Origin of the sequence: Mangrovimonas spongiae (assembly GCF_003944795.1) — a bacterium.
Lineage (GTDB): Bacteria > Bacteroidota > Bacteroidia > Flavobacteriales > Flavobacteriaceae > Mangrovimonas > Mangrovimonas spongiae.
The window spans coordinates 257,196-281,593 of the sequence record NZ_RWBG01000001.1 but is presented as its reverse complement, the minus strand read 5'-3'; the positions used below and the strand labels follow the sequence as shown (position 1 = coordinate 281,593).

20 protein-coding genes are annotated in these 24,398 nt (G+C 34.2%); 15 read left to right on the top strand and 5 right to left on the bottom strand.

Annotated features, from left to right (window positions below; all coding sequences use genetic code 11):
• The first annotated feature begins 15 nt into the window (after positions 1-15).
• The gene (locus EJA19_RS01330; protein WP_125466541.1) at positions 16-219 is read left to right on the top strand and encodes a hypothetical protein; all 204 of its coding nucleotides are present in this window, start codon (positions 16-18) and stop codon (positions 217-219) included.
• Here EJA19_RS01330 and EJA19_RS01325 read toward each other — a convergent pair.
• Both EJA19_RS01325 and EJA19_RS01320 read right to left on the bottom strand, forming a co-directional pair.
• On the bottom strand, positions 216-614 hold the full coding sequence (locus EJA19_RS01325; RefSeq protein WP_125466540.1) for a hypothetical protein: 399 nt from the start codon (positions 612-614) through the stop codon (positions 216-218). The genes EJA19_RS01330 and EJA19_RS01325 overlap by 4 nt on opposite strands.
• Before the next feature lie 3 nt (positions 615-617).
• Positions 618-1,550 (bottom strand): SPFH domain-containing protein, encoded by a 933-nt coding sequence (locus EJA19_RS01320; RefSeq protein ID WP_125466539.1) that lies wholly within the window; start codon positions 1,548-1,550, stop codon positions 618-620.
• A gap of 69 nt (positions 1,551-1,619) precedes the next feature.
• Between EJA19_RS01320 and EJA19_RS01315 the strand changes: the two genes are divergently transcribed.
• The gene (locus EJA19_RS01315) at positions 1,620-2,309 is read left to right on the top strand and encodes an outer membrane beta-barrel protein (RefSeq protein ID WP_125466538.1); all 690 of its coding nucleotides are present in this window, start codon (positions 1,620-1,622) and stop codon (positions 2,307-2,309) included.
• Positions 2,310-2,361: 52 nt separating this feature from the next.
• On the opposite strand, the gene gltX is transcribed toward EJA19_RS01315, so the two are convergent.
• Complete coding sequence (gene gltX / locus EJA19_RS01310; protein ID WP_125466537.1) at positions 2,362-3,873, bottom strand: glutamate--tRNA ligase; 1,512 nt, start codon at positions 3,871-3,873, stop codon at positions 2,362-2,364.
• A 103-nt stretch (positions 3,874-3,976) separates the two neighbouring features.
• On the opposite strand from gltX, the gene EJA19_RS01305 reads away from it, so the two are divergent.
• From EJA19_RS01305 to EJA19_RS01275, 7 genes are all read left to right on the top strand, one after another.
• Positions 3,977-7,348, top strand: coding sequence for a DUF4175 family protein (locus EJA19_RS01305; RefSeq protein ID WP_125466536.1), 3,372 nt, complete (start codon positions 3,977-3,979; stop codon positions 7,346-7,348).
• Positions 7,341-7,760, top strand: a complete 420-nt coding sequence (ybeY, locus tag EJA19_RS01300; RefSeq protein WP_125466535.1) for an rRNA maturation RNase YbeY — start codon at positions 7,341-7,343, stop codon at positions 7,758-7,760. Before EJA19_RS01305 ends, ybeY begins: the two co-directional genes overlap by 8 nt.
• A 68-nt stretch (positions 7,761-7,828) precedes the next feature.
• Positions 7,829-9,700, top strand: a complete 1,872-nt coding sequence (gene mnmG, locus EJA19_RS01295; protein ID WP_125467119.1) for a tRNA uridine-5-carboxymethylaminomethyl(34) synthesis enzyme MnmG — start codon at positions 7,829-7,831, stop codon at positions 9,698-9,700.
• A gap of 80 nt (positions 9,701-9,780) precedes the next feature.
• A complete protein-coding gene (locus EJA19_RS01290; protein WP_125466534.1) occupies positions 9,781-10,632 on the top strand; it encodes a class I SAM-dependent methyltransferase in 852 nt (283 codons plus the stop codon).
• 216 nt (positions 10,633-10,848) lie between these two features.
• Positions 10,849-11,358 (top strand): OmpH family outer membrane protein, encoded by a 510-nt coding sequence (locus EJA19_RS01285; protein ID WP_125466533.1) that lies wholly within the window; start codon positions 10,849-10,851, stop codon positions 11,356-11,358.
• Between the two features lie 255 nt (positions 11,359-11,613).
• Positions 11,614-13,989 (top strand): TonB-dependent receptor, encoded by a 2,376-nt coding sequence (locus EJA19_RS01280; RefSeq protein ID WP_125466532.1) that lies wholly within the window; start codon positions 11,614-11,616, stop codon positions 13,987-13,989.
• A gap of 6 nt (positions 13,990-13,995) precedes the next feature.
• The gene (locus EJA19_RS01275) at positions 13,996-14,838 is read left to right on the top strand and encodes a DUF4249 domain-containing protein (RefSeq protein ID WP_125466531.1); all 843 of its coding nucleotides are present in this window, start codon (positions 13,996-13,998) and stop codon (positions 14,836-14,838) included.
• Positions 14,839-14,853: 15 nt separating this feature from the next.
• Here the strand turns inward: EJA19_RS01275 and EJA19_RS01270 are convergent, their stop codons facing one another.
• Positions 14,854-16,008 carry a DNA polymerase III subunit gene (locus tag EJA19_RS01270; RefSeq protein WP_125466530.1) on the bottom strand — a complete coding sequence of 385 codons (1,155 nt, stop codon included), beginning with the start codon at positions 16,006-16,008 and terminating at the stop codon, positions 14,854-14,856.
• A gap of 122 nt (positions 16,009-16,130) precedes the next feature.
• Between EJA19_RS01270 and EJA19_RS01265 the strand changes: the two genes are divergently transcribed.
• Genes EJA19_RS01265 through EJA19_RS01255 form a run of 3 tightly spaced genes read left to right on the top strand, consistent with a single transcriptional unit; the run spans position 16,131 to position 19,944 of the window.
• Positions 16,131-17,318 carry a phosphoglycerate kinase gene (locus tag EJA19_RS01265; protein ID WP_125466529.1) on the top strand — a complete coding sequence of 396 codons (1,188 nt, stop codon included), beginning with the start codon at positions 16,131-16,133 and terminating at the stop codon, positions 17,316-17,318.
• A 59-nt stretch (positions 17,319-17,377) separates the two neighbouring features.
• Positions 17,378-18,946, top strand: coding sequence for a LysM peptidoglycan-binding domain-containing protein (locus EJA19_RS01260; protein ID WP_125466528.1), 1,569 nt, complete (start codon positions 17,378-17,380; stop codon positions 18,944-18,946).
• Positions 18,947-18,963: 17 nt separating this feature from the next.
• Positions 18,964-19,944: a DUF4837 family protein gene (locus EJA19_RS01255; protein WP_125466527.1), complete on the top strand. Its 981-nt coding sequence runs from the start codon at positions 18,964-18,966 to the stop codon at positions 19,942-19,944.
• Positions 19,945-20,016: 72 nt separating this feature from the next.
• Here EJA19_RS01255 and tatA read toward each other — a convergent pair whose 3' ends face one another.
• Complete coding sequence (gene tatA / locus EJA19_RS01250) at positions 20,017-20,196, bottom strand: twin-arginine translocase TatA/TatE family subunit (protein WP_125466526.1); 180 nt, start codon at positions 20,194-20,196, stop codon at positions 20,017-20,019.
• Between the two features lie 117 nt (positions 20,197-20,313).
• On the opposite strand from tatA, the gene EJA19_RS01245 reads away from it, so the two are divergent.
• The 3 genes from EJA19_RS01245 to EJA19_RS01235 are packed head-to-tail and all read left to right on the top strand — an operon-like array spanning position 20,314 to position 24,398.
• Positions 20,314-21,180, top strand: coding sequence for a M23 family metallopeptidase (locus tag EJA19_RS01245; protein WP_125466525.1), 867 nt, complete (start codon positions 20,314-20,316; stop codon positions 21,178-21,180).
• The gene (locus EJA19_RS01240; RefSeq protein ID WP_125466524.1) at positions 21,181-22,683 is read left to right on the top strand and encodes a GH3 auxin-responsive promoter family protein; all 1,503 of its coding nucleotides are present in this window, start codon (positions 21,181-21,183) and stop codon (positions 22,681-22,683) included.
• Positions 22,684-22,709: 26 nt separating this feature from the next.
• A complete protein-coding gene (locus EJA19_RS01235; protein ID WP_125466523.1) occupies positions 22,710-24,398 on the top strand; it encodes a DUF6909 family protein in 1,689 nt (562 codons plus the stop codon).

The following is a 24,398-nucleotide window of genomic DNA, read 5'->3' as shown; positions in this document are numbered from 1 at the left end:
TTAAAGGCTATATTTATGAAAACCACACAAGATTTATTACAGGATATTTCAACCTTAACAAGGGATATTGAAACTAATTATCCAGAATTGTATAAATATTTAGATGAAAACCCTATTACTATTCCTAATATGGAACATCCTAATATTGATAATAAAGCGTTAGAAGATTATTTAAGTAGTTTAAAGGCATTAGTTAAAAAGTATAAAGAAGAACATTAGTTTAGCAACAATTCAATCTTTAAATTTTCTATTTCACGTTTTATATTACTAAAAACATCACTTTCAAAAGATTGTTTGTGTATGGTAAGTTCTTTTGAAGCTGTTTTTAAAATAATATCGCCAGCAAATTCAGAAATATTATTGATGTTTTTAATGTTAATTGACTTTCCGAAGAGAAAATCTTCTTTTATCACATCTTTTGTAATAATTAAATGATGTGTTTGTGTATCCAAAAAAGAGGATACTAGATAGAACAACCCTATGATTAAAAAAATATAATCGGTCCATCTAGTATCGTCCATAAAAACGCCTATCGACCCAACAATAATCCAAAGAATACCAAGTGATAGATTAAAGTAGAAGCGTTTTTTACTTTTTTTGAAAGGAAAGGTCATATGTTATTCCTCATCGCTCTTTTTGTTTCTAGCTTCTTTCATTGCTTCGCCAATTTGGTTACTAGCTGTAAAACTCGCCACCATATTGTTAAGCATATCACTACCAGCTTGTGGCGAATTAGGTAATAAAATTAGGTTACTGTTAGTTTCTTCACCAATAGATTGCAGCGTATCGTAATGTTGCGTAACCACAATTAAAGCAGAAGCTTCTTGCGAGTTGATACCAACACGATTTAATACTTCAACCGATTCTTCTAAACCACGTGCAATTTCACGACGTTGATCGGCAATACCTTGTCCTTGTAAACGTTTGCTTTCGGCTTCGGCTTTAGCTTTTTCAACAATTAAAATACGTTGTGCATCTCCTTCAAACTGTGCGGCTATTTTTTCACGTTCAGAGGCATTAATACGGTTCATGGCAGCTTTTACTTGAGCATCTGGATCGATATCGGTAACAAGGGTTTTTATGATGTCAAAACCATAATCCAACATGGCATCATTAAGCTCGGCTTTTACAGCTAAGGCAATATCATCTTTTTTAACAAATACATCGTCTAATTTCATTTTTGGAACCTCGGCACGAACCACATCAAAGACATAACTGGTAATTTGGTCATGAGGATAATCTAACTTATAAAAGGCATCATACACTTTTTCGGTGAGAACACGATACTGTACAGAAACTTTTAAGCGTACAAATACATCATCTAGTGTTTTTGTTTCAATAATAACGTCCAACTGCTGGATTTTTAAACTTAATCGTCCTGCAACACGATCAATTAATGGAATTTTCATTTGAAGACCAGAATGGCGAATACTTTGAAAACGCCCAAAACGTTCTATAATGGCTGCAGACTGTTGTTTAACAATAAAAAAGGAAGAGATTAAAATAAGTAATCCGAAGAAAATAATAGGAATAAAAATAAATTGGCCCATAAGTGATGGTTTTAAGGTTTTAACTAATGTTTACTAATTTAAGCTATATTTGTTTCAATCACATATACAATGAAACAAAACAAGCATTTTATTTTATTAGTAGCCTTTTGCATAGGATTTGTTACAATATTACATGCACAACATAGGCGATATGCCATTAAAAATGGCTTTGGAATTTACGGCGGAATAACACAATACGATATTTTAACCGATAATTTTGAAACCAAACCTGGAAATGGTTGGATGGTTGGTGCATCGGCTACTGTCGATCTTCCACATAAATGGTACAACATAAGTTATACTATACAATTAGCCGAAAATGAAGTAGGTATTGCCACACGACCAGTTGCGTTACCTAGCCAATCTCAGTTTTTAGATTATAAAATATTTACAGCCCAAATAGCTTTATTAATGCATGTAAAACTTATTAAAAGTTTTTTAACCATTGATATTGGCCCAATGCTACAATACAATGGTGAATTAAAATTGCAAGACGATCAATACGAGAATTTTATTGTTGCTAATTATGATAATTTATTAGCTAAAGATATTTCGGATGTGAATAAATTTAATATTGATGGAACTGTTGGAGTATCTGCAGGATTTAGTCATTTTAGAGTAAAGGCACAGTATATTTATGGCTTTACCAATATGTTAGGAAAGTTAGATAAAGATGATAATTTAGATCTAACAGGAAATGATAAAAAGATTAAAGGCAACCAATCTATATTTGCTTTTACAGCTATGATAACCTTTTAAAGCTATTATTAAGCATAAAAAAAGCGCGTTGAAAAACGCGCTTTTTTATTTTTTATAAAGTATTAATAATATTTTCTAATCGGTTAACGGTTTCGTTTTTACCAATTAAAAACATAATCTCGAAAACATCTGGTCCTTGTAAAGCACCAACTAGCGCTAATCGTAGAGGCATCATAACTTTACCAAAACCAATGTTGTTATTAGTTATCCAGCCTTTAATAACAGTTTGCATATTTTCAACCGTAAAATCATCAATCGATTCAACAACAAGAATAAGATCTTTTATAAGTTCTGGCGTACCTTCTTTCCATGCTTTTTTAACCGCTTTTTCATCTAATTCGGTTGGTGTTTCAAAGAAAAAGTGTCCTAAATTCCAAAAGTCGTAAACAAAAGTAGCACGTTCTTTAATTAAACTAATAACAAGCTCTATGTAGGCCTCATCAATATCTTTTAGTTTATCGTTATAGGCAATTTTAAATTGTTGTGCTAAAACGGTGTTAGATTGCTCTTGCATGTAATGGTGGTTAAACCATTTTGTTTTATCTGGATCGAATCGTGCACCAGCTTTATTGACTTTAGACAAGTCGAAAGCCTCTATTAACTCTTTTAAAGAGAAAATTTCTTGTTCTGTTCCTGGGTTCCAACCTAAAAAGGCTAAAAAGTTTACCACAGCTTCTGGAAAATAACCATCTTCACGATATCCTCTAGAAATGTCGCCTGTCTTTTCATCTTTCCATGCTAATGGAAATACAGGAAAACCTAATTTATCGCCATCGCGTTTGCTTAATTTTCCTTTACCAGTAGGTTTTAAAATTAGTGGTAAATGCGCAAATTGTGGTGCTTCCCAGCCAAAAGCTTCGTATAATTGGTAATGTAAAGCTAAAGACGGTAGCCATTCTTCGCCACGAATAACATGTGTAATTTTCATTAAATGATCATCAACAATATTTGCTAAATGATAGGTTGGCATACCATCGGCCTTAAATAATACTTTATCATCAAGCGTATTGGTATCTATTTTAATATCGCCACGAATAATATCTTTTAAATGAAGCGTTTCGTCTTGCGGACTTTTAAAACGAATCACATAGTCTTCGCCAGCATCTAATTTAGCTTGAACGTCTTCAGCTGATAAGGCTAAGGAGTTTTGTAGTTTTAATCTGTTGTGCCAGTTGTAAATAAAGGTTTTCCCCTTGGCTTCATGATCTTTTCTATGTGCGTCAAGTTCTTCAGCAGTATCAAACGCATAATAGGCTTTTCCTTCGGCAACGAGTTTATCGGCATATTCTTTATACAAATGCTTTCGCTCGCTTTGGCGATAAGGACCAAATTGTTCATTTTTTCCTGGACCTTCATCAAAGGGAATACCACACCATTTTAACGATTCTACAATGTAGTTTTCGGCGCCTTCTACATACCGGTTTTGATCGGTATCTTCTATTCGAAGCACGAAAGTTCCGTTATGTTTTTTAGCAAACAAATAGTTAAAAAGGGCAGTTCTAACACCACCTATATGTAGAGGTCCGGTTGGACTTGGTGCAAATCGCACACGAACGTTTTCCATGGTTTTTTAAATTTAATGCAAAGATACAATTAACACATTATTATAAAGACTTTGAAAAATAAAATTGTAGTTTAGTATGTTTACAGTATAATTAGGGATGCAAGTGAGTAATTTTGACAAAATACAAGCTAAATTAGAACAGTTTATTAAGCGGTTTTACTATAACGAATTGCTTAAAGGAGCTATTTTATTTTTTACTATTGGGTTTTTATATTTTTTATTTACGCTGTTTATAGAATATGTATTATGGTTAAACCCAACAGCAAGAACTATATTGTTTTGGGTATTTGTTGGTGTTGAATTAGCGCTATTTTTTAAGTTTATTTTACTTCCTATTGCTAAATTATTAAAGCTACAAAAAGGCATTGGCGCCATTGAAGCCTCCAACATAATAGGAAAACATTTTCCTGAAGTTAACGACAAGTTGCTTAATGTACTTCAGCTTAAACAAAGTACACAACAGTCGGAATTATTGTTGGCGAGTATCGAGCAAAAATCCGAAGCATTAACACCAATTCCTTTTAAATTAGCTATCGATTTTAGGAAAAACAGGAAATATTTAAAATATGCAGCTATTCCTGTTGTAATACTTTTAATTAGCTATTTTTCTGGAAAAATTAATTGGTTTAACGATAGTTATAAGCGTGTTGTAAACTATAAAACAGCTTACGAACCACCAGCACCGTTTCAGTTTTTTGTTATTAATGAGTCTCTAAATGTTATTGAAGGAAATGATTATACATTACGAGTTAAAACGGCAGGCGAGGTTATTCCAGAAAATGTGCAAATTTCTTTTAATAACGATGAAAGTTATTTTTTAAATAATAAGACACAAGGCAATTTTGAATTTACTATAAGCAAGCCATTAAACGATGTTTCTTTTAGTTTTCATTCTGGAAATGTTTATTCTAAAGCGTACACCTTACATGTTATAAAAGCTCCCGTAATTACCGATTTTGAAATGATGCTAGACTATCCATCGTATATTGGTAAACCCAACGAATCTATTAAGAGTACAGGAAATGCTACAATTCCTAGTGGTACCAAAATAACATGGAAACTTAATACTCAAGCTACAGAAGAGGTGTTTATGCTTGCTACCGATACTACAAGCTTTACGGCTAATAACAACTCGTTTAGTACTACAAAGCACATATTTAACAATTTAAATTATAGCATTACAACAAGTAACAGTAATCTAAAGGATTACGAAAACTTAAGTTTTTCTATTGATGTTATTAAAGATCAATATCCTGAAATTTCAGTTAAATCCGCCATAGATAGTTTAGACCAACAAACCTTGTATTTTTATGGTCAAGTAAGTGACGATTATGGTTTAGGAAACTTACAAATGATTTATTATTCAACGAATAATCCTACTGAAAAACAGGTTAAAGAGCTTCCTATTTCTAAAGGAAATGTTGCCGAATTCACACAAATTTTCCCTAATAACCTTAATTTAAATGAAGGTGAAAGCTATGAGGTGTATTTTCAAGTGTTTGATAATGACGTGTTTAATAAAGGTAAACGTTCTAAAAGTCAAGTGTTTACCTATAGAAAATTAACATTAAAAGAAGTAGAAAACCAACAACTCAATCAACAAAGCGAAACGATTAAACAATTAGATAAATCGCTAGAAAAATTTAATGAAAATGATAAGGAACTTGAAAAAATCTCCAAAACACAAAAGGAAAAATCGAAATTAAATTTTAATGATAAACGCCAACTTCAAAACTTTTTAAAGCGTCAAGAACAACAAGAAGAAATGATGAAAAACTTCAATAAGAAGTTACAAGATAACCTTGAGGAATTTCAGAACGAAGAACAAAAAGATGACTATAAAGAAGATTTAAAACAACGTCTTGAAGAAAATGAGAAGCAATTAGAACAAAACGAAGATTTGCTTAAAGAGCTGGAAAAACTTCAAGAGAAGATTAATAAAGAAGAACTATCAGAAAAGTTAGAACAATTAGCCAAACAAAATAAAAATCAAAAACGGAGTTTAGAACAACTTTTAGAACTCACAAAAAAGTATTACATCACAAAAAAAATGGAAAAACTTCAAAAGGAGTTAGACCAATTGGCTGATGAGCAATTAGAACTTTCTAATGAAGACAAAACAGAAAATTCTAAAGCAAAACAAGATAGTTTAAATAAGGCATTTAAAGACTTTCAAAAACAAATGAAGGATTTAAAAAAGGATAATGAAAGCTTAATAGATCCTATGAAAATGCCAAATACCGATAACACAGAGCAAGAAGTAAATGAGAATCAAAAACAAGCTTCAGAGCAATTAAATGAACAGCAGAAGAATACAGAACAAGGAAAGAAAGAAAAAGCTAAACAAAACGCTCAAAATGCCTCACAGCAACAAAAGCAAGCTGGTCAGAAAATGAAAAAAATGAGCCAGCAAATGCAACAATCTATGGCCATGATGTCTGGCGGAGGTGCACAAATGCAAGAAGATATGGACATGCTTCGTCAAATATTAGACAATTTAATTGTGTTTTCTTTTGACCAAGAGCATTTAATGAATCAGTTTAAACGTATTGATGTCAATAATAATAAGTATGCTAATTATTTAAAAAGCCAGCATAGCTTAAAAGAACACTTTTCGCATATAGATGATAGTTTATTTGCGTTGTCTTTAAGGCAACCCAAAATATCCGAACTGGTTAACAAAGAAATTTCCGATGCGTTTTTTAATATGGATAAAGCCCTCGATGTGTTTTCTGAAAATAGAATATTTCAAGGCGTTTCTTACCAACAATATACCATCACAGCTGCTAATAACTTAGCCGACTTTTTAAGTAATATTATGAACTCTATGCAAATGCAAATGAGTGGTCAAGGCCAAGGTAGCCAGAGTACCGATATGCAATTGCCAGATATTATCATGAGTCAAGAAGAGCTTAACAAGCAGATGCAAGAAGGTATGAAAAAAAGTGAGCAAGGTAAACCAAAACAAGAGGGCGAAGGAAAAGAACAGCAGGGTGAATCAGGGAAGCCAAAAAAGGGAGAAGGGCAGTCGAGCGACAATAAAGGAGAAGGCAGTGCTAGTGAAGATTCTTATGGAGAGGTCTTTAAAATTTATCAACAACAACAACAACTTCGTAAAGCCTTAGAAGAGAAGCTTGGTAAAAATGGAAATAACGGTCAAGCAAAAGAGCTGTTACAACAAATGGAAGATGTAGAATTAGATTTATTAAATAAAGGGTTTACCAATCAAACGCTACAAAAAATGATGCAATTAAAACACCAGTTATTAAAATTAGAAAACGCAACATTTAAACAAGGACAAGACAACAAAAGAGAATCTCATTCTAATATTCAAAACTTTAATAACAACTCCAGAAATAGTATTCCAGATATTAAAGAATATTTTAATACCAACGAAATTCTAAATAGACAAGCCTTACCTTTGCAGCCACAATACAATAAAAAAGTTAAAGAATATTTTAAAACTAATGATTAGCTTTAATTACGAAACAGACTTTCAATTGTCTAATGAACCTCTTTATCAAAACTGGATTTCAAATGTTATTGATTTAGAAAACTGCAAAGAAGGTGATATAAATTACATCTTCTGTGATGATGAATATTTGCATAAAATTAATGTAGAATTCTTAAATCATGATACCTTAACAGATATTATTAGCTTTGATTATTCGGTAGGAAAACAGCTACATGGAGATATTTATATTTCTATAGAGCGTGTTACTGAAAACGCCCAAGATTTTGATGTTGAGTTAAGCAACGAATTGTCTCGAGTCATGATACACGGTATTCTTCATTATTGTGGATATAAGGATAAAACAGAAAACCAAAAGACACTCATGCGTTCTAAAGAAGAGCACTATATGAAGCTATTACTTGATTCTCAATAAATCAACGTATATTTGCAGCCCAAAAATTTTAGTATAACCCTAATTGTTCCACGTGAAACACTATGAGTTTGTTTAGAGATACATATGATGTTATTGTTGTAGGTGCTGGTCATGCAGGTAGCGAAGCTGCTGCCGCATCTGCCAATATGGGAGCCAAAACGTTATTGGTAACAATGAATTTGCAAAATATTGCTCAAATGTCTTGCAACCCTGCTATGGGAGGTATTGCCAAAGGGCAAATTGTTCGTGAAATTGATGCCCTTGGTGGTTATAGTGGTATTGTAAGTGATCGTACCGCTATTCAATTTAAAATGCTTAACAAATCTAAAGGGCCGGCTATGTGGAGTCCGCGAGTGCAAAGTGACCGTATGCGATTTGCAGAAGAGTGGCGAAATATGTTAGAGCAAACACCTAACTTAGATTTTTATCAGGAAATGGTATCTGGTCTTTTAATTGAAGGCGATAAGGTTGTTGGGGTAAAAACATCTTTAGGATTAGAAATTAAATCAAAAACAGTTGTTCTTACAAATGGAACTTTCTTAAATGGTTTAATTCATATAGGTGATAAAAATTTTGGCGGCGGTAGAGCAGGAGAAAGAGCCGCAACTGGAATTACAGAGCAACTTGTCGATCTAGGTTTCGATTCTGGTAGAATGAAAACAGGGACGCCGCCAAGAGTTGATGGCCGTTCATTAGATTATTCTAAAATGATAGAACAGCCAGGAGATGATAATCCAGAAAAATTTTCTTATTTAAATATTACAAAACCATTAACCGAACAGCGATCTTGCTTTATGACTTATACGAGTCCAGAAGTTCACGATTTACTTCGTGATGGATTTGATAGATCGCCAATGTTTAATGGTAGAATTAAAAGTACCGGACCGCGTTATTGTCCTTCTATCGAGGATAAAATTAATCGCTTTGCCGATAAAGATAGACATCAATTATTTGTGGAGCCCGAAGGATGGAATACAGTAGAAGTTTATGTTAATGGGTTTTCTACATCGCTTCCAGAAGATGTGCAATTTAAAGCACTAAGTTCTGTTGCTGGTTTTGAAAACGTCAAGTTTTTCCGTCCTGGTTATGCGATAGAATACGATTATTTTCCGCCAACACAGCTTAAGCACACTTTAGAAACTAAGCTAGTAAATGGACTTTATTTTGCAGGACAGATTAATGGAACGACAGGATATGAAGAAGCCGGTTCGCAAGGATTAATGGCAGGTATAAATGCAGCTTTAAAAGTACAAGAAAAGGATGCTTTTACTTTAAGTAGAAGTGAAGCTTATATTGGTGTTTTAATAGACGATCTAATTACTAAAGGGACAGAAGAGCCTTATCGAATGTTTACTTCTCGTGCAGAATATAGAACATTGTTACGTCAAGATAATGCCGATTTTAGATTAACACCAAAGTCATTTAAAATAGGTTTAGCTAAAGAAAGTCGCATGAAACGTATGGAGGAGAAGAAAGAGCAATCGGATGCATTTGTGTCTTTTTTTAGAGAAACAAGTGTTAAGCCAGAAGAGGCAAATCCTGTTTTAGAGGCTAAAAAATCATCTCTAATGAAACAGTCTGACAAGATGTTTAAACTTTTTTCTAGACCAAAAATCACTATAGATGATATGCGTCAATTTAATGCGGTTGAAGACTATATCCAAACGCATAATTTAGATAATGAAGTTATCGAGCAAGCCGAAATTCAAGTAAAATATTCCGGGTATATTGAGAAAGAAAAAAATAACGCCGATAAGTTAAATAGGCTAGAAGGGATTAAAATCCCACCTAATTTTGATTACTCAAAACTTAAATCTATGAGTATGGAAGCGCGAGAAAAACTCAACAAAATTCAACCCGTTACTATCTCTCAAGCATCTCGAATTAGTGGCGTGTCTCCAAGTGATATTTCCGTGCTTTTAGTTTATATGGGAAGATAAATTTACAAGCGTTCCACGTGGAACGCTTCAAATTATAATATAAAAATTTATCATTCCTAACTTGTTTCCAGAATCTAAATATGAATAACAAATCAACTTATTTAACCGTAAAAGACCATTCAGTTTCTGGTGAAGAATTTCAGTTATTCTATAATTCGGAATACGATATGCTAGAAACATATCCACAACCAAAATCTGAAAAACTTTCCGAGTATTATAAAAGTGATAATTATATTTCGCACACAGATGCTAAACGGAATTTGTTTGAAAAAGTATATCATCTGGTCCGTTCTATTTCTTTAAAACGAAAATTAAAACTTATTAATTCATTTTCGAATTCAGAAAAAAATCTCTTAGATATTGGTTGCGGTACGGGAGATTTTTTACAAACGGCTATACAACATAAATGGAATGCTTTTGGTGTAGAACCAAATGTTCAAGCAAGAACAATTGCAAACGCCAAAACAAACAATCAAGTTTTCGATGTTGATAAATTACAAACGTTCAAAAATGAACGTTTTGATGTTATTACACTTTGGCATGTTTTAGAGCACTTGCCAAATTTACATTTCGAAATTAAAACCTTAAGCCGGTTATTAAAACCCGATGGTAGAATAGTAATTGCGGTTCCAAACTTTAAAAGTTACGATGCTAAGTATTATAAAAACTTTTGGGCAGCTTATGATGTACCAAGACACCTTTGGCATTTTTCCCAAACATCAATTTCAACATTATTTTCAAAAGAAAATATGTCTATCGAAAAAATATATCCCATGACATTTGATGCTTTTTATGTGAGCTTATTATCCGAACAATATAAAACTGGAAGTAAGAATCCACTAAAAGCTTTTTGGGTAGGATGGCAGTCAAATTTTAAAGCGAAACGATCTGGAGAGTACTCATCGTTAATTTATGTCCTAAAAAAGGGTTAAAACGTATTTTAAGGGTTTTTAAGGCGTTTTAGGGCGTTTGTGTTAAGATTTGTGTTAGCGTTTTTTTTGGAGCCCTATTTAAGCCTTTATTTAACCTTTTTTTAATAAATAATAATTATAATTATTTTTTGAAGTATAATTTTTACTAATACTTTGTTTTTTAAGTTTTTCACTCGCCAACTTTATTACATTTGCAGAAAATAAATACATAAAAAAATGAAATACACTTTAGCTTTATCTGTTTTGTTGTTTACATCTTGTGAGCAACAAAAAATTGGTTTTGTAGATAACAGTACTTTAATAAATGATTATCAAGAAAAAATTGATATTGAAAAAAAGTTTCAAACTAAGATTGACGCTTTTCAAAAGCGAACCGATAGTATTAGTAAGGCGTTTCAGTTAGAAGCTCAGGAATTTCAATTAAATGCTGGAAAATTATCTCAAAAGAAAGCACAAGAACAATACGAAGCTTTAGGAAAGAAACAGCAAATGCTTCAGCAAAAAATTCAATTTGAAGAACAACAAATTCAAGAACAAAGCCAGTCAGAGATCGATTCATTAATCAACAAGGTTAAAGACTACGTAAAGTCGTATGGCGAAACTCACGGGTACACCTATATTTTAGGAAGTAATGAAGGCGGAAGCGTGATGTTTGGAAAAGAAGAAAACGACTTAACCGACACGATTTTAAAAGAGCTTAACGATGCTTATAAAACAAAAAAATAAGTAACTAATTACTGTTGTTTTTAAAAAAAGCTAGATGATGTCATCTAGCTTTTTTTATGATTTAATATTAGTTAATATATTGATAATAAGTTATTTGCGTATTATTAAATTGTTGTTGTTGTAACAGTTTAATACGTTTATCGTTAATAATGTATACGCATTCAATATTTAAAAGAATTTGACGTTAACGATAATATAAACCAAAATAGACTTTTAAATACTTAATTTTAGCAACCAAAACTCATAACAGTATTAATGAAACACCTCTTTTTAATGCTCTTTTTGCTTTCGAGCATTTATAGCCAGTCTCAAGAAAAATTCACCCTCAGCGGAACAATCAAAGACAGCACCAATGGAGAAACCTTATTAGGCGCAACGGTATACTTAAAAGACACTAGTATTGGTAGTATTACCAACGAATACGGGTTTTTCTCGTTAACAGCGCTAAAAGGTAATTATACCTTAATTATTTCCTATGTGGGGTACGAGTCGTATTCGCAAGAATTAACCTTAAACAAAGACCAAAAACTAAATATAGAATTAAAAGCATCATCAACAGCGCTGGACGAAGTCATTATCACGGCAGAAGAATCGGAGATGGTAAGCATTCGAAAACCGCAAATGAGTGTTTCTAAACTCAACTCCAAAACCATCAAGGAAATGCCAGCCGTTTTAGGAGAAGTGGATGTGGTAAAATCCATACAGTTACTTCCTGGTGTTACCAATAACGGCGAAGGTTCAGCTGGTTTTCACGTGCGTGGTGGAGCCGCCGATCAAAATCTAGTACTTTTGGATGAAGCCATCATTTATAACACCTCACATTTCTTTGGATTTTTCTCGGTTTTTAATGCTGATGCCATAAAAAATATAAAACTTTATAAAGGGGATATCCCTGCAAAATATGGTGGTCGTGTTTCTTCGGTTTTGGATGTGCGTCAAAAAGACGGTAACAGTAAGCAGTTTGAACTTAACGGTGGCATCGGGTTGATTTCTAGCCGATTGGCTGCAGAATCGCCACTGTTTAAGGATAAAGGCTCATTTTTAGTAGCTGGTAGAGCATCGTATGCCCATTTGTTTATGCCATTGATTGAAGAGGTTGAAGATGATAAAATATCGTTTTACGATTTAAACCTTAAAACTAATTACGAACTCAATAAAAACAACAGGCTATACCTTTCGGGTTACTTTGGTCGTGATGTGTTTAATCTTTCGAAAATTATAGAAAATAATTACGGAAACGCCACGGGAAATCTACGATGGAATCACGTGTTTAACGATAAATTGTTTTCAAACCTGTCGTTTATTTATAGCAAATACGACTATCAAATTCTATTGGATTTTATTGAACTAGATTGGACGGCAGATATTACCAATCTCAATCTTAAATACGATTTGGGTTACTACGTAAATAATAACCTCAAACTTGATTTTGGTATTAGTGGGTTGACCTATAACGTAAATCCAGGTGAAGTAAAACCAGCTTCAGAATCCTCGTCAATTAACTACTTAAAATTAGACGAAAAACGTGCTTTTGAAGGCGCAGCTTATATTAGTGCCGAGCATCAAATTACCGATAAATTAACCGTTAATTATGGGTTAAGATATAGTGCATTTTCTAGACTTGGTGGACAAAGTATAACCCATTATGTCAACAATCAACCAGTAATTTATAATAGCGATTTAGGTATTTACGAGCGGGGCGAAGAAGCTGGTGAAACCTATTATAGCAAGAGCAAAAGCATAAAGATCTTTGGTAATTTCGAGCCACGTTTAGGGTTATCCTATCAATTAAACGAACTGTCTTCTGTTAAAGCTAGTTATACCAAATCTACACAGTATTTACATTTATTGTCTAACACGTCTTCGGTGACGCCTTTAGATGTTTGGACACCAAGTGGCGAATACATAAAACCTCAAATATCCAATCAATTTGCATTGGGATATTACAAAACGTTTAAAGACAACACCTATGCATTGGAGCTGGAAACCTATTACAAACACGTTGACAATAGAATCGATTATATAGATGGCTCTAGTTTAATAGGAAATAACAATATTGAAACCGAAATTTTAAACGGCGAGGCCAGAGCTTATGGTTTGGAAGTCTTATTCAGAAAAAATAAAGGCAATTTTACGGGTTGGTTAGCGTATACATTATCAAAGTCAGAACAACGTGCTTTGGGCGGAAACGCTGGCGGACCAGGAATAAACAATGGCGATTGGTATAATACACCTTACGATCGTACGCACGATATTTCACTAACAGGTGTTTACAAATTAAACGACAAATGGCGTTTTAGCTCAAATTTTGTGTTTCAAACGGGACGTCCAGTAACGTATCCCAATGGACAATATACTTACGAAGGGCTTTCGGTAGCGACCTACTCCAATCGAAACGAAGACCGTTTACCAGCATATCACAGATTAGATATTTCGGCAACCTTTATCCCTAATAAAAACTCAGATAAACGCTGGAAATCGGAATGGGTGTTTGGTATTTACAATGTGTATAACCGAAAAAATGCAGCTTCCGTTAGTTTTAATCAAAATAGGGAAACCGGTTTAAACGAAGCCACAAGAATTTCAATTTTTGGCCTTATTCCATCGGTAACATATAACTTCAAATTTTAAAAAGAAATGACACGATATATCATAGCAATTTTAATACTTAGCCTATCATTAACATCTTGTGAAGATGTGATTGATGTCGATGTACCAACAGCGCAACCGCGTTTAGTAATTGAAGCGTCTTTAGACTGGGAAAAAGGGACAACAGGAAATGAGCAAACCATTATGTTAAGCATGTCTACACCTTATTTTGAAACCGACCAAAATACGAGTGTAACAAACGCTACGGTTACGGTTACCAACGACGATACAGGCGATGTATTTTCATTCACCAATCAAAATGATGGTACATATACCACCACTAGTTTTATGCCTATTTTAAATAATACATATAGTCTAGAAGTCTTCCATAATGGCGAAACTTATGAGGCTACGGAAACCCTAATGTCGGTTTCAGATATTAATGACGTCACACAAAGCACCGAAGGTGGTTTTGATGATGAACTATTAGAGCTTAATCTCTATTTTGATGATCCTGCCAATGTTGAAAACCATTATTTGATTAAGTATGATGTAGAAGGTGATATGTTTCCTTATTTAGAAGCCCGTTCAGATGAATTTGTAGATGGTAACGAGATACACGATTTCTTTGAAAAAGACGATGACGAAGACGGTGAGGAAACTCCTTTTGAAGCCGGCGATGTTGTAAACATTAGTTTGTATGGTATTTCGGAGCAATACTACAATTTTATGCGTTTGTTAATTGAGCAATACGATAGTCAAGGCGATCCGTTTAGTTCCAATGCGGCGCAAGTACGAGGAAACTGCATTAATCCAACACACCCAGAAAACTATGCTTTTGGGTATTTTAGAGTCACCCAAGTAGATAAACAAACATATACGTTTCAATAAAAATTAAGCCGGCAATTAGCTGGCTTTTTTATGCAATAAACGGGTCAATTTTATGGATAAATCGGTAAGCACGATTTTTGCATTGGCATTACGTTCAATGTGATAAATGGCATCCTGCAATTCATTACTAATATCCATAATATTATTGCCGTGAACAAAAGGCGCAAATTTTTCCAGTTTAAATCCTTCTGTTTTGGGTTCTACAAACACGAGGTTGGGAGCGTTGTAGTTTAATAACATCGCTTGCCTAAAGTAATCCAAACAAAAATGTAAAAACTGTTTTTGGGTTTCGCGACCTGTTTTGGCGATAGTTTCACTCCAAGAAATCAAATCGTGAATGGCACTTTTATTGCCTTTAGCTTTAAAAGCGGAGCGTACCCAAAACACAAACCATTCTTCAAATTGAATATCTTCAGAATCGTGATATACCAAATCGCAAGCTTTATTAAAATTACCATTGGCTTGATGTGCAATTTTTGTCGCATCAGCTTCGGCTATATCAAACTTTTTAACTAGCGTGTTTTTAATGTCTTCCTCGGCCAATGGCGGGAAATGCAAGACTTGGCAACGCGATAAAATGGTGTTTATAATTTGCTCTTCGTCTTCGGCAATAAGAATAAAAATGGTCTTTTCTGGCGGTTCTTCAATCAGTTTTAAAAGCTTGTTGGCAGCGGCAGTATTCATTTTTTCGGCCATCCAAATAATCATCACTTTATAACCACCTTCATACGATTTTAAGGCTAACGATTTTACAATATCTTGCGCTTCATCAACACCCATTTGGCCTTGTTTGTTTTCAATGCCCAACTTTTTATACCAATCAAACAAATTACCATAAGGTTGTTCTTTTAGCAACTCACGCCATTCTTCTAAAAAATTAGACGAAACAGGGTGTTTTTTCACCTTATCATTGGCCGCAACAGGAAAGGCAAAATGCAAATCAGGATGCGAGAGATTGTTAAACTTGAGGTTACAAGCATCATTTCCTCCGGTGTTTTCACCTTCAGTATTTTTGCATAAAATGTATTGCGCATACGCAATAGCCATAGGTAAAGTGCCGCAGCCTTCTGGGCCAACAAACAGTTGCGCGTGCGAAATACGCCCATTGTTAGCACTTGTAGTTAAGTGATTTTTTATATGTTCTTGCCCTAAAACTTCTGAAAACAACATAAAGCAAAGATATGTTTTTTAATGGTTCTAAAAAGATGAAAACGTTTTCGATAAAAAACAGATTTTTTGACGTGATTTAATTGGTTACATTTGTGCTTTAAGACCATAAAACAATCAACCAGATGAAAACAATAAACGACTTCAATTTTAACAATAAAACAGCCTTAATTCGTGTAGATTTTAATGTACCATTAAATGATGCTTTTGAAGTAACCGATGCCACAAGAATAATTTCGGCAAAGCCAACTATTATTAAAGTTTTAGAAGATGGCGGAAGTTGTGTGCTAATGTCGCATTTAGGACGACCAAAAGGCGTACAAGACGAATTTTCTTTAAAGCACATTGTGCCTAAAGTTTCTGAAATTATTGGCGTTGAGGTGAAATTTGTTTCCGATTGTGTTGGTGAAGCAGCCGAAGAAGCGGTTAAAAACCTACAGCCAGGAGAAATTTTGTTATTGGAGAATTTGCGTTTTCACGACGAAGAAAAATCTGGCGATAAAGCCTTTGCCGAGCAATTATCGAAATTAGGTGATATTTATGTAAACGATGCTTTTGGAACTGCGCACAGAGCGCACGCATCAACTACTGTTGTGGCCGAGTTTTTTCCTGAAAACAAATGTTTTGGAAGCTTGTTGGCCAAAGAAATTGAAAGTATAGACAAAGTAATGACGTCTGGTGAAAAACCGGTTCTTGCTGTACTTGGTGGTGCAAAAGTGTCTTCAAAAATCACAATTATAGAGAATATTCTAGATAAAGTAGACCACTTGATCATTGGTGGCGGAATGACTTTTACCTTTGTTAAAGCACAAGGCGGTAGTGTGGGCGATTCTATTTGCGAAGACGATAAAATGGAACTGGCCTTAGATATTTTAAAACAAGCCAAAGAAAAAGGCGTGCAAATACACCTACCTGTTGATGTTGTGGCTGCTAATGCTTTTAGTAATGATGCCGACACACAAATTGTAGATGTTACCAAAATCCCTGATGGTTGGCAAGGGTTGGATGCCGGTCCAAAATCGTTAGAACTTTTTAAAGAAGTCGTCTTACAATGTAAAACCATTTTATGGAATGGACCATTAGGCGTTTTTGAAATGGAAACCTTCTCTAAAGGTACCATTGCTCTTGGAGATTATATTACTGAGGCTACTAAAAACGGTGCGTTCTCACTTGTTGGTGGTGGCGATTCGGTGGCAGCTGTTAAGCAATTTGGTTTCGAAGACAAGGTAAGCTACGTAAGTACAGGTGGTGGCGCTATGCTAGAAAGCCTAGAAGGAAAAACATTACCAGGTATTGCAGCCATCCAGCAATAAAAAAAACAGCTTTATACGAATTTTACGTATCTTTCGTTACGTACATAAATGAACTTTAAATGCGCTTATTTAGCATCACTTTTTTATGTCTTATATTTTGTAGTACAATCTATGCTCAAGAGCCTAATATTGCTCAAAAAAAGGTTGATTCTACAAATGTTTCAAACACCATTCGTGTTAACGATACCATTTCGGATGGCAAGACAATTCCCGTTACTAAAATTTCAGCAGAACAAGATTCGTTAACCTTTAAAACGCTAAAAGCAGATCACGATTTAGCGATGAAGCTAGACGAAAAATGGTTGGACGAACTGTACAGCAATACGCTTTTTGATACCATTTACAAAACAGTTGCGGAGTTAGATTATAAAACGATTGACTATCCTGAATTATCAACCGATACACTTAAAGCTAGACTAGAAAGACTTAATGCGAGAACACCATTTAATGTGGAGTATAATCCGTCTTTGGAAAGTGTAATTAAAAACTTCTTGAAAAACAGAAGGCGCTCCATGGAAACATTAATGGGATTGAGTCATTTTTATTTCCCAATGTTTGAAAAGGAGTTTGATAATTACAACATTCCGTTGGAGATGAAATACCTCGCTATCGTAGAATCGGCGTTAAAACCTAGAGCGCGATCTCGTGTTGGCGCTACCGGATTGTGGCAGTTTATGTTTGCTACGGGCAAGCAATATGGTTTGGATGTAAGTAGTTATGTTGATGAGCGTAGCGACCCTATAAAATCAACCAAAACAGCAGCCGTATATTTATCTAAATTGTACGAGATTTTTGGCGATTGGGATTTAGCATTGGCAGCCTATAACTCTGGTCCTGGAAATGTATCAAAAGCGATTAGGCGTTCTGGAGGCTACCAGAATTATTGGAATATTCGCCATAATTTACCACGAGAAACAGCAGGTTATGTGCCTGCATTTTTGGCAACGATGTATATTTTTGAATATGCCGAAGAACACGGCTTTAAGCCCGAAAAACCCTTGTTTCATCATTTGGAAACCGATACTATTCGCGTAAAGCAAATGATTACCTTAGACCAAGTTTCAGAAGCCACAGAGGTTCCCGTAGAAGAACTTCAGTTTTTAAATCCATCATACAAACTGGATATTATTCCACTTATCGAAGGAAAGAATTATTATTTACGTTTACCTAGATATGCCGTTGGTAAATTTGTAACCAACGAAACCGATATTTATGCTTTGGCAAAAGCCGAATTTGATAAACGCGAAAAACCCTTACCACAATTTTTTAACTCTGATACCAAAATAAGATATCGTGTAAAAAGCGGTGATTATTTAGGAAAAATAGCCAGAAAGTATGGCGTTCGTGTAAGCCAAATAAAGCGTTGGAACGGTTTGCGAAGCAATAATTTAAGAATAGGACAACGACTAACCATTTATCCTAGAAACCCTGTTGCAACTAATGTAGCTAAGCCTAAAACAACAGTTAATGACAAAGGTAAAACAACGTATAAAGTGCAAAAAGGTGACTCGCTTTGGAGTATATCGCAAAAATTTCCAGGAATTTCTGTTCAAAATATTCGAGATTGGAACGATATTAGTGGGAATAATTTAAAACCAGGAATGGTATTAAAAGTTTCAAAAGGATAACAGAAAAACCAACTATTATGCAAAAACTATTTACACTACTAATGTGTTGCACATTAATTTTATCATGTAACGATAATAAAAAAGGTGAAAAAAGGAAGATATTACCAGAATCTTCAGGAAAGATAAATAATTTATCGGTGGTTATAGAAAACGATTTATGGGAAGGCCAAATTGGAGAAGCTATTAGAGAAACTTTAGCAAGCCCAGTAGATGGATTACCTCAAGACGAACCTTTGTTTACTATGAGCCAAATCCCGCCATCCGTATTTTCTGGGTTTGTGGCACAAAACAGAACGGTTTTAAAAATAGAAACAGCTAAAAATTCCGAAGTAAAAATTGCATCGAATGTATTTGCTAGACCGCAAAGAGTTGTTCTTGTAAGTGGAAGTTCTAATGAAGAAATAGCAAAACTAATAAAAGCTAATAGCAAACGCATTATTAAAGCCTTAAAGGATACTGAAATAAAAGAAAAGCAGCGTAGAATGGCTTTGTCTTTGCATAAAACAAAGGCCATTGAGGAAAACTTAGGAATTTCAATAAAGTTTCCTTCAGCCTATAGAATTGGTGTTGAAGAAGATGGGTTTTTCTGGCTTAGAAAAGATATAACCACGGGAACAACCAATATCATGATTTACGAGCTTCCTTATGGAACTATAAAACGCAACGATAGTCTTGCAGGCGATATTATAAAATTAAGAGACTCTATTGGAAAGGCTCATATTCCTGGTCCTGTTGATGGCTCTTATATGATTACCGAACAAGCTTACGCGCCCTTTATTTTTGAAACAACTATAGATGGTAAGCCTGCCCTAGAAACTAAAGGCTTATGGGACGTTAAAAATGCTTTTATGTCCGGGCCGTTTATTAATTATGTTATAGATGATAAAGCCAATAACAGGCAACTTGTGTTAGAAGGATTTGCTTTTGCGCCATCGGTAGAAAAACGCGAATATATGTTTGAATTGGAAGCCATACTTAAATCGGTAAAATTTAAATAGACAAACAATCTTATAAAAAAAAAGCCTTGCAATTTGCAAGGCTTTTTTTACTTATAACATCAATTATATTGATTATTCTTTGTCTTTTGGAGCTTCTTCATCTTTACTCGCATCCTTAAACTCCTTAATACCACTACCTAAACCGCGCATTAATTCTGGAATTTTCTTGCCGCCAAACAATAATAAAACCACTACAACAATTAAGGCTATTTGCCATGGTCCTATTGCTAAAAATATACTTGCTGAAATCATAACATCTTAATTTGAAATACAAAGTTACTAATTAAACTTCAAATACAACATTTAAAAAATAAACTTTAGTAAAAGGCGTTATCATTTGCACTTATTTTAACTAATTTTGTTAGTAATATGTCGAAGAAGAAATCATCAAAAAAAATAAAAAAGAAACTATTTCATAAGTACCGTTTAGTCATTCTAAATGAAGATACGTTTGAAGAACGTTTATCCTTTAAACTTACACGGTTAAATGTTTTTGTACTTATGTCTATTTCGGTTATAGTTTTAATAGCAGCAACCACCATACTTATTGCATTTACGCCATTACGAGAATATATTCCTGGGTATTCGTCAACAGCTTTAAAAAAGAAAGCTGTGGCTTTAACTTATAAAGTCGATTCTCTAGAAAATGTTTTAACAATAAACGAACGCTATTACGAGTCGATTAAAAAAGTGCTTCACGGTGAAATAAGTACCGAAGAATTTAATAAAGACTCTATACAAGAAGAAATAAAGCTAGAGATTACTCAAGAGGACTTAGAACCTACAAGAGCCGATTCCTTATTGCGAGAAAAAGTTGAAAAAGAAGACAAATACAATTTGTTTGAAACCGCTACTTCCAAAATAAACTTTGTGTTGTTTCCGCCAGTAAATGGTGTTATTTCTGAGTCGTATGATGCCAAGAAAAAACACTATGCTGTAGACATTGTGGTGCCTAAAGATACCCCCGTTAAATCCACTGCCGATGGGACGGTTATTTTTGCAGAATGGACAGCCGAAACAGGCCATGTTGTTATTTTAGAACATAGTAATGGTCTTATTTCGGTTTACAAGCACAACAGTTCGTTAACCAAGCAACAAGGCGATTTGGTAAAAACAGGAGAAGTTATTGCTATGGCGGGTAACTCTGGCGAGTATTCTACAGGAACACACCTTCATTTTGAACTCTGGAAAGATGGGTATCCTATTAATCCAACAAACTTTATAGACTTTAATTAAATGCCATCAATAAAATCTGTATTAGCAAAACCTTTTGCAAAACTTGTAGCAAAGTCCATAAATAAATGGGCCAATAATCCTATTGAAACACAAGAAAAAGTCTTTCAAAACTTAATTAGCGAAGCAGCTTCTACCGTGTTTGGACAAGATCATGATTTTATAAGTATAAATACCTATCAAGATTTTAAAAAGCGTGTTCCTATAAGAGATTATGAAGATTTAAAACCCTATGTTGAGCGTGTTGTTGATGGAGAAGCCAATATTCTTTGGAAAGGAAAACCCATTTATTTTGCTAAAACCTCTGGAACAACATCGGGAGCAAAATATATTCCTATTACCAAAGAAAGTATGCCAACACATATTAAAGCAGCAAGAAACGCTATTTTGATGTATGTTGCCGAAACAGGAAACACAAGGTTTATTGATGGCAAAATGATTTTCCTTCAAGGAAGCCCAATATTAGAGAAAAAAAACGGTATCGAATTAGGACGACTATCGGGAATTGTGGCGCATTATGTACCAAACTATCTTCAAAAAAACCGTATGCCATCATGGGAAACGAATTGTATTGAAGATTGGGAAACCAAAGTAGATGCCATAGTAAAAGAAACTTTGCCAGAGAACATGACAGTTATTTCTGGAATACCATCTTGGGTACAAATGTATTTTGAAAGAATTGTGGCCAAAACAGGTAAAAAGGTTGGTGAGGTTTTTAAAAACTTTGACCTATTTATTTTTGGAGGCGTAAATTACGAACCCTATAAATCTAAATTCGAAAATTTAATAGGAAGACAAGTCGATAGTATTGAGTTGTACCCAGCTAGCGAAGGTTTTTTTGCTTTTCAAGATAAGCAAAACGAAAAAGGTATGTTGCTTCAGTTAGATTCAGGGATTTTTTATGAGTTTGTAAAAGCCGATGAGTTTTTTAATGAAACCCCAACTAGAATACCTCTAAAAGATGTTGAGGTTGGTGTAAACTATGTCATGATTATTTCAACTACAGCTGGTTTATGGGGTTACAATATTGGCGATACGGTTCAATTTACATCTATTAAACCATATCACGTGATTGTTTCAGGAAGAATAAAACATTTTATTTCGGCCTTTGGGGAGCATGTTATTGGTAAAGAGGTGGAACAAGCCTTAAAAGATGGCCTTGAAGGCACACAAGTAGCCGTAAATGAGTTTACAGTAGCGCCGCAAATAACGCCAGAAGAAGGGTTGCCTTATCACGAATGGTTTATAGAATTTGAAAAAGAGCCTGAGGATATGCAGGAGTTTATTAAGAAAATAGATAGATCGCTTCAGCAACAAAACAGTTATTATTTAGATTTAATTGAAGGGAAAATTCTACAACCATTAAAAATCACCATGGTTAAGAAAAATGGCTTTCAAGAACATATGAAAAGTCTCGGTAAATTAGGGGGGCAAAATAAATTACCTAGATTATCAAATGACAGGTCTATTGCTAATAATTTAATTACATTAGCTTTAACTAAATAATAGTATATTTGACGGCAACAAGTTATATGAATAAAGGAAAACATCAAGGAAGAACACGAGCTCAAGAAAGTTCAAATGCCATAGAGCGCATGTATATTACTATGCGCCATTTGTTTAATAGAGGCTTTTATAAACCTATGGGCGTTTCTGGCGAAACGTTACGTGAAGCATTACTACTACTACGTCCAGAAATTTATGGTTCTGTAGCCGAAGAAAAAGCCGAATTAGAAGGTCTTTTATACGTTATAGATAGATTACCACAAGGTATTGAAGAATGTACCTACATTAACCTTACTAGTGACGAAGGTTACGGAAGTTCCCATTTTAAACCCATTATTCCCCCTAAAAGAAGACGTAATTGTTACCGTATTGATGAAGAACAAATGAATATTGAGGTAACAAGAGGACGATCTGAAATTTACGATATTTTAACGCATCTTACGTTTTTGTTTGTAGAGTCTCATAAAATAAGTAACCGTGTTTTAATAGATGAACAAGGTACAACAACCAGAGATTGGATTAAGCTAGAGAAGGCGGTTTTATCCACAAAAAAGCTCACTCAAAAAGAACGTGAAATAGCGATAACACACACGGCCAATATTTTAGGAAGGACCTTTAGTGAACTTACCCAAGTTTATAGTGACTTTGCTACGCCAACACAACCAGAGCGGTTACTTCATATTGTTTATTGGTTAGGTAAACTAGCCATAGAAGAACAGGTGAACAGTAATAAAAGAACGGTAACCTTTAGTCCCGTATTAAGAGAGCGTTTAGGACATCATATTCATGGCGAAATTTGGGCAGATAACATTAAGCAAGTATTAGAAAAGCATGGTTTACTAGAAAAACCTATTCATATAATAAGTGCTAATATGCACAGTGTTATGAATTCGCTTTTTGCACCAATAGCTTTGAAATCTGAACTTAGCAAAAAATCTATTTTTGAAGTTTATGAAGACTTAAGCCAAGGTAAAAATAAAGCTTTACGCAATAAAGTAGAAAAACTAGCGTTGCAGAATGGTATGATATACATACCAGATCACTCAGGAACTAATATTGACGTACAAATTTTTGATACGTCTAAGATAGATTTAGCAAAAACCGATTTAGAAGTCACATCTAATTCAAAATCAAAAGAACAGCCTGTGATTTTTGTTATGGATTATGCGTTTGGTGAGCAAGCTTACGAAACTATGGATGAATTGCTAAAGCCTATTAAAATTAATGGAAATAACGCTCATTTAAATGTAGAGTCTATCTCTATTATGGGCAAAGCAGGAATTTTAGAAGGCGGTAAAGGTGATATTATGATTCCATCGGCACACATTTTTGAAGGTACTGCAGATAATTATCCCTTTAAAAATGAGTTATCTAAAACCGATTTAGAAAACCAAGGTATTGCTGTGTACGAAGGCGCTATGATAACCGTTTTAGGGACCTCATTACAAAATAAAGAGATTTTAAAATTCTTTTACAATTCCACGTGGAATGTTATAGGTTTGGAAATGGAAGGTGCACATTACCAAAAAGCCATACAAGCGGCCTCGCGCGTTAGAGGGAATATCAAAGACGATGTAAAAGTAAGATATGCTTATTATGCTAGTGATAACCCCTTAGAGACAGGAAGCACATTAGCCTCTGGTGGTTTAGGCACCTCTGGTGTAAAACCAACCTATCTAATTACAAGACAAATTTTAAAACAGATATTTAATTAA

Coding starts and splice junctions, on each gene's coding strand:
- EJA19_RS01280 (WP_125466532.1), top strand. CDS start 11,614: ATGAAACACCTCTTTTTAATGCTCTTTTTGCTTTCGAGCATTTATAGC.
- ybeY (WP_125466535.1), top strand. CDS start 7,341: ATGATTAGCTTTAATTACGAAACAGACTTTCAATTGTCTAATGAACCT.
- EJA19_RS01330 (WP_125466541.1), top strand. CDS start 16: ATGAAAACCACACAAGATTTATTACAGGATATTTCAACCTTAACAAGG.
- gltX (WP_125466537.1), bottom strand. CDS start 3,873: ATGGAAAACGTTCGTGTGCGATTTGCACCAAGTCCAACCGGACCTCTA.
- EJA19_RS01315 (WP_125466538.1), top strand. CDS start 1,620: ATGAAACAAAACAAGCATTTTATTTTATTAGTAGCCTTTTGCATAGGA.
- EJA19_RS01265 (WP_125466529.1), top strand. CDS start 16,131: ATGAAAACAATAAACGACTTCAATTTTAACAATAAAACAGCCTTAATT.
- EJA19_RS01325 (WP_125466540.1), bottom strand. CDS start 614: ATGACCTTTCCTTTCAAAAAAAGTAAAAAACGCTTCTACTTTAATCTA.
- EJA19_RS01240 (WP_125466524.1), top strand. CDS start 21,181: ATGCCATCAATAAAATCTGTATTAGCAAAACCTTTTGCAAAACTTGTA.
- EJA19_RS01320 (WP_125466539.1), bottom strand. CDS start 1,550: ATGGGCCAATTTATTTTTATTCCTATTATTTTCTTCGGATTACTTATT.
- EJA19_RS01270 (WP_125466530.1), bottom strand. CDS start 16,008: ATGTTGTTTTCAGAAGTTTTAGGGCAAGAACATATAAAAAATCACTTA.
- EJA19_RS01260 (WP_125466528.1), top strand. CDS start 17,378: ATGCGCTTATTTAGCATCACTTTTTTATGTCTTATATTTTGTAGTACA.
- EJA19_RS01285 (WP_125466533.1), top strand. CDS start 10,849: ATGAAATACACTTTAGCTTTATCTGTTTTGTTGTTTACATCTTGTGAG.
- EJA19_RS01245 (WP_125466525.1), top strand. CDS start 20,314: ATGTCGAAGAAGAAATCATCAAAAAAAATAAAAAAGAAACTATTTCAT.
- EJA19_RS01235 (WP_125466523.1), top strand. CDS start 22,710: ATGAATAAAGGAAAACATCAAGGAAGAACACGAGCTCAAGAAAGTTCA.
- EJA19_RS01275 (WP_125466531.1), top strand. CDS start 13,996: ATGACACGATATATCATAGCAATTTTAATACTTAGCCTATCATTAACA.
- tatA (WP_125466526.1), bottom strand. CDS start 20,196: ATGATTTCAGCAAGTATATTTTTAGCAATAGGACCATGGCAAATAGCC.
- EJA19_RS01290 (WP_125466534.1), top strand. CDS start 9,781: ATGAATAACAAATCAACTTATTTAACCGTAAAAGACCATTCAGTTTCT.
- EJA19_RS01255 (WP_125466527.1), top strand. CDS start 18,964: ATGCAAAAACTATTTACACTACTAATGTGTTGCACATTAATTTTATCA.